The sequence below is a fragment of the Okeania sp. SIO3I5 genome, assembly GCF_010672085.1.
Taxonomy (GTDB): domain Bacteria; phylum Cyanobacteriota; class Cyanobacteriia; order Cyanobacteriales; family Microcoleaceae; genus Trichodesmium.
Map to the genome: position 1 here is coordinate 17,859 of NZ_JAAHHT010000064.1, position 12,501 is coordinate 30,359.

Genomic DNA, 12,501 nt, shown 5'->3' on the forward strand with positions numbered 1-12,501 from the left:
GAGAGGGAAAAAAATATCTACCAATTCTCCTTTGGAAGAGAGAGGGAAAAAAATATCTACCAATTCTCCTTTGAAAGAGAGAGGGAAGAAAATATCTACCAATTCTCCTTTGGAAGAGAGAGGGAAGAAAATATCTACCAATTCTCCTTTGAAAGAGAGAGGGAAGAAAATATCTATCAATTCTCCTTTGAAAGGGGGGAGACAGAGAAAAGAATTGAATTTTTACTGTGCCGTGGTGGGTTTAGTCAGTCTTGTCAGCTACTTCAGTTATACACCAGTAGTTATGGCAGAAGGAAAACAGATAGGCGATCGCTTGACTAATCTTACTTCTACTTGGGAAATTGCTAATGAGTACAACCAGGAAAATTTCCCTTCACCAATTAAAGATAATCAAATATTTTGGTTGTTATTAATTGAAGAGCTAGAATATCGTGTTAATGATGCTGATAGTAGTTTCAATTGGGATGCTCATGGTTGGGTTGGTGGCGACTACAGAAGATTGTGGTTAAAAACTGATGGTGAAGTTAATACAGAAGATGGGGAAGGAGATGCAGAAGTACAACTACTTTACAGTCAGTTAGTCTGGTCTTTTTGGGAATGGCAAACTGGTGTACGTTACGACAGAATATTTGGCTCTGAATCTGACGGACGTGCTTTTTTAGTGTTGGGTTTGCAAGGATTAGCTCCCTATTTTTTTGAAGTAGATGCGGCTATTTTTGTCAGCGAAGATGGGGATATTTCTGCCCGCTTGAGTGTAGAGTATGAATTATTGCTTACCCAACGATTGGTATTGCAGCCAGAATTTGAAGTTAATGTGGCAGCACAGGAGGTTGAAGAATTTGAAATTGGTACGGGTTTTAACGATCTTGAGTTAGAAATGCGACTGCGCTATGAATTTAGTCGTCGGTTTGCACCTTATATTGGGATTTCCTGGGAACGTAAGTTTGCTGGTACTGCCGACTTTGCTAGAGAAGAGGGGGAAAGTGTTGATGAGGTTAAATTTGTGGGTGGTTTGAGGTTTACGTTTTGAAAGGTAAAGCAGAGTATATTATTCCGTTTTACGGAAGTCATCCATTCAAAATTTAAAAGTTAAAAGTAAGATTTTATAGACTCATAGCTTTGACACCGTACGAACTAAACTGTAGAAAATCGTGACAGCTTAATATCTTGATATTGGATTAACCAATACTGGCTGTACGGCACAGCTCACTATTCATGCAGGCAGTAAATGCCTCTGGGAATTTCTTGTCTTAAATTTGAAGAGAGCCATTGATATCAGCATTAATTACTTTACCTGTTGCACTCCTGAATAAACCACGTTTGACTCGTTTACCTACATAAAATTCATGTTTACAGGGCAATTCTAGGTCAAGTGCAGAAGTTTTACTGGTGTAACAATCTTTCAGTTTCAATAACTTTGATTCCTGCTAGCTGACATTTATAAGTTATCTGTTGAATTAGCTTAGAGTGGGGTATTTGGGTAAAGTTTTGATTGTTTTTTTTACCGATATTTGCACTTTGTTTCCAGTTATCATTTTTTCCTATGACTACAGTACCAATATTATTAGTTACTAAATAATTGACAACTAATTTGCTGGTGTTATGGAGATAATTCTCGACAAAACGATTTCGGTGATAACTCAATGCTTCAATCTTATGACTGGTTTTTCTGTTCCCTTTAAGATGACTTTGGTACTTGGCTTTACGCTTGTTGTAAAGCTGATTCACACTTTTTAGTGGCTTCCCGTTAACAAGCATAGGCTTAACACCGGGCTTGTTTGTAGATAGAGCTACTAATCTGTCAATCCCTAAGTCTATTCCGGCTAGATATGCTGAGTGTATTTGTGCCTGAAGTGTTTTTTCATACACTACTTCAATTATATAGCAGCTAGTAGCAGGTACCCCAACTGACTTCGATTACAGTTTCCACAACTACAGGTATGCATGATTTCACTCATGGATAAGTGACAAATACCGTCTTTTAGACTTGCTCTATAGACTGATTATGCATGAATATATAACTACATTCCTGCCTTGAGTTTTATTTTTATACTTTGGTATTTTTGGTTTGCCCAAAAACTTTTGTGGATGTTTTGACCATTCTTTGATTGCTTGAAAATAGCCACGCCAAGTTGCAACCAAGCATTTTATTATTTGTTTTGATACTTTAGTTGGTAATGCTCGCTCCGGCATCGCTATTTTTGGTGGCGTGATATAGCTTAGTTAAATCTAGACTTTTTGAGGACTTGAAAAAATGCTGACGACAATAATAGTTAGCCAGGTAGGACCAAGTTTTTTGATTTAAAGGCTAACTCATCACACACCCGCCAAAAGTCATGTGTTCGGTTAATAATATGTCTGTCAACAAGTCGCATTCACCCGCTATAATTAATTAGAGTTATTAGCTGTTTAATATTACAACACTTTTATACAAATAGCAACTACTTTATACAATTTTCATTCAACAGTTAATCACCCCAGCAATTTCAGGAAATTATTTCACATCTAAAGTTTGAAACTATTTGTGACATCTTTAAAGTGAATTGGTATTAGTTAAATTTTGCCACAATAAATTTCACACAGAAATCATAAATCTGTGAGAATCTAAAGACGAGACTGGCATCTGATTCAGATTAACTTTTTAACTAGGATGCTTTTATCAAGTCATCAATATTTTTCTTATTAATTTTCCACATTTCGTTTTCTTCCCAAACCCAGGTACTATCTACTCCCTCAACTGTGCCATCAAAATTGAAGACTGTCGCCGTTGCCAAAGTCTCGATCCAAACAGTCGCTCCGCATGAATGAGGTTTTTCTGGTCTGTAAACAATCCGACAAGGGCCGTGAATATCTATTTCGTGACCTTTTGCTAAAGTTTTAGAGCCGCGTTTTACAGAAACTACATGGAGATAGGTATTTTTGTTATTTTTATTGATACCAATATTATTTCGATTGAAATGAATAGTATTCTTGCCACAGTGCCTACGGGAAGACCAACGAGGCTCCGGACCACGGCTTCTGCCTGCAATTTTGATTGTTCCTTTATATAAAGGAATTACCCAAGTACGACCATTGATTTTTCTTGCTCCTTGAATTCGACCTTCTTTAAGTAAAACTCGTACTCTTTGAGTAGAAATACTTAATAAACTTGCTGCTTCAGTAGTGCCAACAAACATAATTTTTTATCTATTTTGATATACGCAATAGTATAACACAAAGCTTCGTTGAGAACTAAAGTAAGAGTTATTTTGATGAATAGTGGTAAAAAATATAGTATTAATAAATCTGATATAGTAATTCTTATATTGGAGCGAGAGAAAATGTTATGAATTTTAGGGAATAGTTAATACTAGATTTTGTGTGATACAAAATATAAATAATACTTACCGAAACAATTAAACAATTAAATAATTAAATAATTAGATAATTCAGGTTTAAAGCCTCCCCTTTCAAGGGGAAGAAAATAAATTTTTTCCTTATTTGTCTTACCTCTCCCTAAAAGGGAGAGGTAATTATCCATTATCCATTATTGAAGCATCTAGCATCAAAGTATCAGGTTGATATTCCTTTAATTCAATAAGAAATTACTTTTGACTTTTAACTCCCCCGGCGGGAAGTCCCGCGCTCTCCCGTAGGGGAGCGTCGGGATGAAAGCCGGGCCTTATGTATGTGGTTTGTCCTGATTTTCTATATATTTCTTTAGCACTGAAACACTGACACCACCACAGCTAGCAATAAAGTAAGACTCACTCCAAAAGACAGCTTTGAAATATACCTGGTTGACTTGTTCTGAAAACTCTGTTCTCAGTCGTCTGCTGCTTACAGATTTCAGATTAGTGACAAACTTTGGTAGCTCTAACTGTGGGTAGTATTGAAATAACAAATGTACATGGTCGGGTTCACCATTGAATTCTATGAGCTTGCAGTCCCATTTAGTGCATAGGTTATCTACTATTTCTCCTAATCGTTTGAGCATCTCCTGATTGATTACTTTTTTTCTATATTTCGTTACCAAGACTAAGTGAGCTTTCATGTCCGATACGGCTCTACCACTAGATACAAAATCTTTTTTCATAATTATTTAGGCATAGCTGTTGACAATTATATATACATTCATTATAATAGCAGATGTATAGTGCAGGAGGTTAACTCTCTATGCTATTGAAATACAAGTACAAGCTAAAACCCTGTAAACGTCAAGCGGTTATTATTGCTAATTGGTTATCCATGGCTAGGAGGCAATACAATTACCGTTTAGCTGAAAGGTTGAACTGGTTTGAAGCAACGCGCACACCAGTAAATGCTTGCCCACTTAATGTTTCAGTAGTACCTGTAGAACGAATTTATCAAAATATCCCTGAATTTAGAGTACAAACACGAGATGGCAGAAAAAAGGACAGCAATGGTAAATTGATAACTAAGAAAGGGGATAAGCACCCGAACATAGTCAATGGTTATGTTTTGTGGGAGACTGTTCAACTGGCAGATTTAGCACAAACTAAAAAACTCTTCCCTGAATACAAGTCTATGCACTCCCAGGTTTTGCAAGATGTTATTCAAAGAGTACAAACAACAATGGATAACTTTACTAAACCTGATAAGAATAGCAAAACCAGTGGTAGACCTAAATTCAAGGGGAAACATTATTATAATTCGTTCAGTTATCCTCAGTTATCCAATAACAACATTGTCAAAAATGCTGACGGTCGGTATTGTGTCAATCTACCAAAGATTGGTTTAATCTCCTTTGTTTATAATCGCCCAATACCAGTAGGATTCAAGGTTAAGACAGGTACAGTAATTCGTGAAGCTGATGGATATTATATCAGCTTCACGATAGAAGACAAAACAGTACCTTTGAGGCATGCAGAAATTCAACCCACCGAAGATAACTCAAAAGGTATTGATTTAGGATTGTTGCACTATACTGTTACATCTGATGGCGAGTTTATAGAAGTTCCTAAGTTTTTTAGACTCTCTGAAAATAGATTATCTAAACTACAGGTAAGATTGGCCAAAAAATCCAAGCATTCAAAACCTTGGAAAATTCTCAAGCGGAAAATAGCCAGACTACATCAACTAATAACCAGACAAAGATTAGACTGGCAATTCAAATTAGCTTATCATCTGTTTAGTGATGTAAGTGTTATTTTCATTGAAGGCTTGCAGATAGCTAATTTAGTTCGACGTTGCAAAGCCAAATTAGGTGATAATGGTCAATTCTTACCCAATGGTCAATCAGCCAAGTCAGGATTAAATAAGTCTTTACAAGATGCAGCGTTTGGTCAATTTATTCAGATTTTAGAGTATGTAGCCTGGAAACTTGGCAAGAGAGTTATAAAAGTAGACCCAAAAGGAACATCTCAGCATTGTTGGGAATGTTTGAGTAAAGTCCCTAAAAGCTTATCAGAGCGCTGGCATTCATGTTCCATATGTGGCCAAGAACTAGATAGGGACTATAACTCAGCACTTCTAATACAAAAAATAGGATTGCTATCAACACAGGAGGAGGACATCACTTCTGTTAAAACTGCGGTCAGAGCTGATCTGGCTGAAGAATCCCGCGCTCTCCCGTAGGGGAGCGTCGGGAGTATGTCAACTTGCCCATAGCAGTATGTCACTCAAAAATGCACCAAAACAAACTATTTCAACAAACCCGCCTTTCCCTAGCTGGTTGGTATGTCATGGTAATGGGAGTTATCCTAAGTTTATGCAGTTTAGGATTTTATGAAGCTATTCTCCACGCTCACCGAATTACCATTGACCGAGAACTTAAGTCAGTGGCAAAAACAATACACGATAGTTTAAAAACTGTTCTCGAAAAACCTACACAGATAACACTCGCAGCAACTCGCATCTTACCTGATTTTTGTTTAGTGGAAACCTCTTGCAATTTTACTGAACCCCAGACAGGAGTTCCCGAAACAGCAAATTATTATTTGCGCTTACTCGATCGCTCTCATAATTTAATAGCAGTAGCAGGGTTACGACCAAAAGGACTACAGCTTACTCAAAAAACACCACAGCTACAAACCATCACTGCCAATGGCAAACGTTATCGACAAATCTTTTTGATGCTGCATACTCAGGATGACTTGGAGTGGGGATATCTTCTGGTGGGAAGGAGTTTGCAAGATTTTGATGAATATATCAAAACAGTTACTTATATTTTACTATTGGGTTTGCCAATGGGAATTTTATCGATCGCTGGTGCTAGTTGGTGGTTATCTGGCAAAGCAATGCGCCCCATTTACCAATCTTATCGCCAAATTCAGCAATTTACGGCGGATGCTGCTCACGAGTTACGAACGCCTTTAGCTGCTATTCGCGCGACTATTGAATCTACTTTAATGTTGCCAAAACTAACTGAGACGGAAGCTAAGGAAACTGTAGAAATAATAGGGCGACAAAATCAACGTTTATCTCAAATGGTGGCAGATTTGTTAATACTTTGTCGTATGGATAGTGGGATGGAGAAATTTCCGAGAAAACAAGAATCTATTTGTTTGAATGATTTAGTTAATGACATCGCGGAAGAATTTGGATTTTTGGCAGTTACTACAAAAGTAAAACTTGTATCTGAAATTAGAGTTTCTCAATCTGTGGAGGTGATGGGAAATATGGAACAATTATATCGTTTAGTTTCTAATTTAGTTGTTAATGCTATTAACTACACACCCCCAGAGGGGGAAGTAAAAATAATTTTAGAAGTTCATCTTAATTCTGCTTTAATTCATGTCAAAGATACAGGTATTGGCATTCCCGAAAAAGAACAAAAACGAATTTTTGACAGATTTTATCGTGTAAATAGCGATCGCTCTCGTCAGACAGGAGGTTCGGGATTAGGTTTGTCTATTGCATTAGCGATCGCTCAACTTCATCAAGGTAATATTACTGTTCAAAGTCTACCAAGTCAAGGGAGTACATTTACTTTAAAATTACCTTTTTTTTACCACAGTTATAAGACTTTTACCTAGTATTGAACTGCTTTGAATAATTAGGGTTTACTGAAAAAGTTCTATGAGTGAGGGGTACGAGTTGTAGGGGCGAGCAAGCGAATCGCCCAGAAAGCTAATAGCTGAATACTAAAAGCTAATTGACATACTCCAGACGTTGCGCTTTACTTGGGCATCGCGGGATTCTTCAGTAAGAGTTGCTCTGACCGCTGTTTTAACAGAGGTGATATCCTCCCCCTGTGTTGATAACAATCATCATCTATTGATTTGTAATTGTCAATAGCTATAGTCAATCTATATGCTACAAAATAATATGTATGCTACAAAAAGAAAATCCCCGATGAACAACACAGATAACGCCTGGCTTTCCCATCCCGACGCTCCCCTCCCCCCTTTCCCAGCTATGCTTTATAAACATCTTTACTTAACATAAAACTTGGGCATTATTGACAAGTTATGTTTAAGTCTTGAATCGGCTTTTTCAGGAGAAAAGTGTATTAAAAAATACACTTTTTTATCAATGTAGACAGGATTTTTACTGACCATCCTCCCCATCCTCCCCATCCTCCCCATCCTCTCCACAAGGGTTTCAGGAGTTCCTTATAAGGGATAGCTTATCCTTGGGGGGTTAGGGGGGATGGAGAGCGCGGGACTTCTCGTCGGGGGAGTTAAACAGATATAGCTTTCAATGTTTTTAAAGCTTCTTTAACGTGAGCTTCAAAGTCGAGCATAGAGTCAAAGATATGACGGATAATTCCTTCTTTGTCTATGACGTAAGTGACTCTACCTGGAAGTATCCAGAGTGTCGCAGGTACATCATATAATTGTCTAACTTTGTTATTAGTATCGCACAAGAGAGTAAAGGGTAAATTATATTTAGTCGCAAATTGTTTGTGGGATTGTTGGGTGTCTCCACTAATGCCAATTACTTCAGCACCAGTATCTGTAAATACCTGATATTGGTCTCGAAATGCACAAGCTTCTTTGGTACATCCTGGTGTGTCGTCTTTGGGATAAAAGTAAATAACAACATTTTTCTTACCGAGGAAGTTAGAGAGAGAAACTTGGGTTCCGTCTTGGGATGGTAAGGTAAATTCGGGTGCTTTATCTCCTACTTTAATTTTCATTGTTAATATTTTGGGTTAAAGATTATTGTAGATAATGTTAACTTTTGTTATCTTAGCCTAAAAATCTCTATTTCAGTTATCAGTTATTAGTATCTCCTGCTTAAGTAGGGGGCAGGAAATATAGAACTCCTAACTATATCTTTTAGATTGATTTTCCTTATCTACAATATTTGCTTTGAATTGAGGAACTATAATATTTTTAGTTGAATAAAAAGTCATGCGTATAGGCGAGTAACCCCAGTTAAATTTTATGGTATCACAAAAATTGTGAGGATGCAAGGGAAAATCCTTTGGCGCGCGATTTTTTTTAGGAGCTTCATAAAATGAAAATCTTGGTGATTTTCTACTGAAAATAGATAGATGAAAAAATTTGATGAACGGAAAAAATGGATTGAGCGGTTGTTCTAATCTTTCATCCTTTTGAGTAGAATATTATTGGGAAAATTTCGGAAAAAAGCTAACTGCTGAAAGCTATTCTTTTGCGAGGAAGAAAGGGAAAATTATTCGGCGCGCCGAACTTTTTCATTAGCTATAATCAAATCTTTCATCCTGATTCAGCAGATTCTAAATTTGGAAAATTTCGGAAAAAAGCTAACTGCTGAAAGCTGTTCTTTTGTGAGGAAGCAAGAGAAAATTATTCGACGCGCCGAACTTTTTCATTAGCTCTCTCGTGAATGAAAATCTTGGTAATTTTCTACTGAAAAGAGATGGATGGAAAAATTTGATGAACAGAAAAAATCGATTGAGCGCTCTTTCTCATCTTTCATCCTGATTCAGCAGATTCTAAATTTGGAAAATTTCGGAAAAAAGCTAACTGCTGAAAGCTATTCTTTTGTGAGGAAGCAAGGGAAAATTATTCGGCGCGCCGAACTTTTTCATTAGCTCTCTCGTGAATGAAAATGTTCGTAGTTTTCCACGGAAAAGAGATGGATGGAAAAATTTGATGAACAGAAAAAATGGATTGAGCGCTTGTTCTCATATTTCATCCTTATTCAGCAGATTCAAAATTTTGAAAATTTCGGAAAAAAGCTAACTGCTGAAAGCTGTTTTTTTATGAGGAAGCAAGGGAAAATTATTCGGCGCGCCGAACTTTTTCATTAGCTCTCTCGTGAATGAAAATGTTTGTAGTTTTCCACTCCCTTCTTCCTTCTTCTTTTAACTTTTGCCTTTTCAATTTTGACTTGCGCTTAACACTGTACCTGCCAATTCAGATACACTACCTTTTTCAGTTTGAAGTTGCCAGTTACAAACTGAATTTAGAGTATCCTCCAAAAATTGACTACGACATAACCGACGCTTAATCTTACCACTGGTAGTTTTGGGAATACTACCAGTCTTCAAGAAATTAATGGCATAAACTTCTACCGTATGTTCTTCAGCAACTGCCTGACGAATAGCTCCGACTACTTCCTCAAGATTCAAACTTCGTAAATAACTACGTTCCACTTCCTGAACAATTATTAACCGTTCATCATCTTCTGCCTCTACAGAAAAAGCTGCCCCACAACCAGAGCGCAAAGCGGGATGACATCTTTCCACAGTCAACTCAATATCTTGAGGATAACGATACCTACCCCACAAAATCATTACATCTTTAATCCGCCCAGTAATAAATAATTCCCCATCCTGCCAAAATCCTAAATCTCCCGTCCGTAAAAAAGAGCCTTTATCTGCCAAAAAAGCATTAAAAGTTTGTTCCGTTTCCTCTGGTTGTTGCCAATAACCTTTACCTATACCTGCACCGGATACCCAAATTTCTCCTACTTCTCCTTCTGAACGTTTAGTCAAAGATTCTGGATCGACTATTACAATTTCGTCACCCAACCAACCCCAACCACAACTAACCACTGCCTTACCTTTCTCTCCACTAACCACCACTCGGTTTTCTGCTAAAGCTTCAGCATCTACATATTTAATAGTTGGAGCTTTTGCTTTTGTTCCGCCACTAATAAATAGAGTAGTCTCTGCCATTCCATAACAAGGATAAAAAGCTTCTCGCCGAAATCCACAAGGCGCAAAAGTCTCGGCAAATCTTTTTAAAGTTGCTGCTCGTACAGGTTCAGCTCCAGAAAATGCGACACTCCAACTACTCAAGTCTAATTTTTTTAGTTGTTGTGGGGTTACTTGACGAGAAACTAAGTCATAAGCAAAGTTAGGTCCGCCACTGGTTGTTGCTCTATATTTGGAAATAGCTTCTAACCAGCGTATGGGTTTTTGAATTAAAGCTACGGGTGACATTAGGGTAACTGGAAAACCTCCATATAGAGGTTGTATGACTCCGCCTATTAATCCCATGTCGTGAAACATGGGTAGCCAAATTACACCTTGACTTTCTGGGGAATGTTCAAAAGACTGATAAATAATTTCTGAATTATGTAGGACGTTGCCGTGAGTTACCATTACTCCTTTTGGTTTGCCTGTGGAACCAGAGGTGTATTGGAAAAAGGCGAGGGTGTCTGGTTCTATTTTTGGTTCTTTCCATTTGAGTGCTTCAGAGAATGAAATTTTATCCGTGGCTATCCATGGATACTGCTTGAGTTTTAGAGCTAAGTCTGGATTTTTTGCTAATTTTCCTCGAATTTCCTGTAAAAAAGATTCTGTGGTGAGGATAGCTTTTGGTTCGGAGGATTCGACTCTTTCTTGGAGTTTGACTATAGCCTCGCTGTTGAGGGGAGGGTTGCTAGTAACGGCGATCGCTCCTGCACAGATACAACCAAAGAAACTAGCGATAAATTCTAGTCCGGCGGTGTAGGGATAAACGACTAATATTCGGTCTCCTGGAGTGATGAATGATTCGAGGTGGGCAGCGATCGCTCGGACTTGGGTATTTAGTTGTTGATAAGTTAAGCTACCGGACTCAGTTTCTCCATCAGGTAAGAAAGTATAAGCAATTTGGTGAGGAAGATTTTGGGAGCGATCGTTTAGGATGTCTACTATGGTTGAGTATTTAGCCATTTGAGGATTTTTGCAATTGTTGTATGGGTAAGTTTTTCAGAATTACCACATACTTTTAAATCTGTCAAACCGCTGTTAGAGGAGGTGAGAAAAATTAGATCGTCATCCTAAAATGAATATGAGGCGATCGCTGGTTTTAATAACGGAATTATAGGTATTTCAGCCTTAAAAATTTGATTAGGCAATAACATTCCTTCGGATTATTTTATCAGATATCTTGAGCAATAAGGCTGAAACCATTGAAATTCTGTTGACGAGTTTAGGCATTTTTAGCGTTTTTTTGTCAGAGGTTGGTGACAATCTTTAAAATGTTCTATCAAGGAAGCTCAGATTTATAATTAAAACTTTTCATAAGTGTTGACTGCTCATCAGAAACAGAACGAAATGATAGAAAAGGGAAAAAAGATAACGACAATAACAACCTTTGCAAAAATCTTAGAAGCTGTAGATAAACTTTCTCCAAAAGATCGAGAAAACCTAATTGATATATTAAAAAAATTGTCTTCGAGAGCGAGGCAGAGCAGAGAAAATTAGGTAAGCATTCAGTTATTAGCAATTAGTTCTTAGCTCGTTAATCAATCAAGTAATTATTCCTTTAACTTATAGATAATTTTCAACCAGAGAATTGAAGTACAAAAACCACAAGTTTGAGTTGTCAATTCATAAAATTGTGTGGCGGGAAATGTAGATGTATCTCGGAAGCTGATAGCTGAATGCTTACAAAATTCGAGATGTTCAAAAAGCACAAAAAGAGTTTGTAGAAGGAAAATATTAACCTGTTACTCCAGAACAACCAATGAAGGAAATTATTTCGTGAATTTTTTTTTATTAGGGAGTCTAGTAGAGTGGGAAGTCGGGAATTTAATGCACCGTGTATCGGTAAAAAGAAACCAAACTTTCTGAAGTTATAACTGCGGTGAGTTACGGCTCAAAATTTTGGCAAATTATCTATTTTTGGGAAATAAAGCACCTCAGGCACTCTACTGATTTTTCAAATTTTGTAGAGTGGGAAGTCTCGAATTTAATGCACCGTCTATCGGCAAAAAGAAACCAAATTTTCTGAAGTTATAACTGCGGTAGGTTAAGGCTCAAAATTTTGGCAAATTATCTATTTTTTGAAATAAAGTGCCTTAAGCACTCTACTAATTTTTCAAATTTTGTAGAGTGGGAAGTCTCGAATTTAATGCACCGTCTATCGGCAAAAAGAAACCAAACTTTCTGAAGTTATAACTGCGGTAGGTTAAGGCTCAAAATTTTGGCAAATTATCTATTTTTTTCAACTAAGCCGTTTCAAGCACTCTACTAATTTTTCAAATTTTGTAGAGCGGGAAGTCGAGAATTTAATGCACCATCTATCGGCAAAAATCAACCAAACTTTCTGAAGTTATAACTGCGCTTCGTTACGGCTGAAAATTTTGGCAAATTATCTATTTTTGGAAATAAAGCGTTTCAGACACTCTACT

At 37.2% G+C, this 12,501-nt stretch carries 11 protein-coding genes; 4 read left to right on the forward strand and 7 right to left on the reverse strand.

Going from position 1 to position 12,501, the window contains the following annotated elements; all coding sequences use genetic code 11:
* The first annotated feature begins 214 nt into the window (after positions 1-214).
* Positions 215-1,030, forward strand: coding sequence for a copper resistance protein B (locus F6K40_RS16405; RefSeq protein ID WP_293137629.1), 816 nt, complete (start codon positions 215-217; stop codon positions 1,028-1,030).
* A 220-nt stretch (positions 1,031-1,250) separates the two neighbouring features.
* Here the strand turns inward: F6K40_RS16405 and F6K40_RS16410 are convergent, their stop codons facing one another.
* From F6K40_RS16410 to tnpA, 5 genes are all read right to left on the reverse strand, one after another.
* Positions 1,251-1,412, reverse strand: a complete 162-nt coding sequence (locus tag F6K40_RS16410; protein ID WP_293137631.1) for a hypothetical protein — start codon at positions 1,410-1,412, stop codon at positions 1,251-1,253.
* The gene (locus F6K40_RS16415) at positions 1,384-1,869 is read right to left on the reverse strand and encodes an RNA-guided endonuclease TnpB family protein (RefSeq protein WP_293137633.1); all 486 of its coding nucleotides are present in this window, start codon (positions 1,867-1,869) and stop codon (positions 1,384-1,386) included. Before F6K40_RS16415 ends, F6K40_RS16410 begins: the two co-directional genes overlap by 29 nt.
* A 123-nt stretch (positions 1,870-1,992) precedes the next feature.
* Positions 1,993-2,193 carry a hypothetical protein gene (locus F6K40_RS16420; protein ID WP_293137634.1) on the reverse strand — a complete coding sequence of 67 codons (201 nt, stop codon included), beginning with the start codon at positions 2,191-2,193 and terminating at the stop codon, positions 1,993-1,995.
* Between the two features lie 452 nt (positions 2,194-2,645).
* Positions 2,646-3,176 (reverse strand): MerR family transcriptional regulator, encoded by a 531-nt coding sequence (locus tag F6K40_RS16425; protein ID WP_293137635.1) that lies wholly within the window; start codon positions 3,174-3,176, stop codon positions 2,646-2,648.
* Positions 3,177-3,661: 485 nt separating this feature from the next.
* Complete coding sequence (gene tnpA, locus F6K40_RS16430; RefSeq protein WP_293137636.1) at positions 3,662-4,075, reverse strand: IS200/IS605 family transposase; 414 nt, start codon at positions 4,073-4,075, stop codon at positions 3,662-3,664.
* Between the two features lie 80 nt (positions 4,076-4,155).
* Here tnpA and F6K40_RS16435 point away from each other — a divergent pair, with 80 nt between their 5' ends.
* The gene (locus tag F6K40_RS16435) at positions 4,156-5,577 is read left to right on the forward strand and encodes an RNA-guided endonuclease InsQ/TnpB family protein (protein ID WP_293137638.1); all 1,422 of its coding nucleotides are present in this window, start codon (positions 4,156-4,158) and stop codon (positions 5,575-5,577) included.
* Between the two features lie 50 nt (positions 5,578-5,627).
* Positions 5,628-6,977, forward strand: coding sequence for a two-component system sensor histidine kinase RppB (gene rppB, locus F6K40_RS16440; RefSeq protein ID WP_293137640.1), 1,350 nt, complete (start codon positions 5,628-5,630; stop codon positions 6,975-6,977).
* Between the two features lie 647 nt (positions 6,978-7,624).
* On the opposite strand, the gene F6K40_RS16445 is transcribed toward rppB, so the two are convergent.
* On the reverse strand, positions 7,625-8,083 hold the full coding sequence (locus F6K40_RS16445) for a peroxiredoxin (protein ID WP_293137642.1): 459 nt from the start codon (positions 8,081-8,083) through the stop codon (positions 7,625-7,627).
* Positions 8,084-9,013: 930 nt separating this feature from the next.
* Here F6K40_RS16445 and F6K40_RS16450 point away from each other — a divergent pair.
* A complete protein-coding gene (locus tag F6K40_RS16450) occupies positions 9,014-9,184 on the forward strand; it encodes a hypothetical protein (RefSeq protein WP_293137643.1) in 171 nt (56 codons plus the stop codon).
* 69 nt (positions 9,185-9,253) lie between these two features.
* Here F6K40_RS16450 and F6K40_RS16455 read toward each other — a convergent pair whose 3' ends face one another.
* On the reverse strand, positions 9,254-11,038 hold the full coding sequence (locus tag F6K40_RS16455; protein ID WP_293137645.1) for a fatty acyl-AMP ligase: 1,785 nt from the start codon (positions 11,036-11,038) through the stop codon (positions 9,254-9,256).
* Between the last annotated feature and the right edge of the window lie 1,463 nt (positions 11,039-12,501).

Coding starts and splice junctions, on each gene's coding strand:
- rppB (WP_293137640.1), top strand. CDS start 5,628: ATGCACCAAAACAAACTATTTCAACAAACCCGCCTTTCCCTAGCTGGT.
- F6K40_RS16420 (WP_293137634.1), bottom strand. CDS start 2,193: ATGCCGGAGCGAGCATTACCAACTAAAGTATCAAAACAAATAATAAAA.
- F6K40_RS16435 (WP_293137638.1), top strand. CDS start 4,156: ATGCTATTGAAATACAAGTACAAGCTAAAACCCTGTAAACGTCAAGCG.
- tnpA (WP_293137636.1), bottom strand. CDS start 4,075: ATGAAAAAAGATTTTGTATCTAGTGGTAGAGCCGTATCGGACATGAAA.
- F6K40_RS16425 (WP_293137635.1), bottom strand. CDS start 3,176: ATGTTTGTTGGCACTACTGAAGCAGCAAGTTTATTAAGTATTTCTACT.
- F6K40_RS16450 (WP_293137643.1), top strand. CDS start 9,014: ATGGAAAAATTTGATGAACAGAAAAAATGGATTGAGCGCTTGTTCTCA.
- F6K40_RS16455 (WP_293137645.1), bottom strand. CDS start 11,038: ATGGCTAAATACTCAACCATAGTAGACATCCTAAACGATCGCTCCCAA.
- F6K40_RS16445 (WP_293137642.1), bottom strand. CDS start 8,083: ATGAAAATTAAAGTAGGAGATAAAGCACCCGAATTTACCTTACCATCC.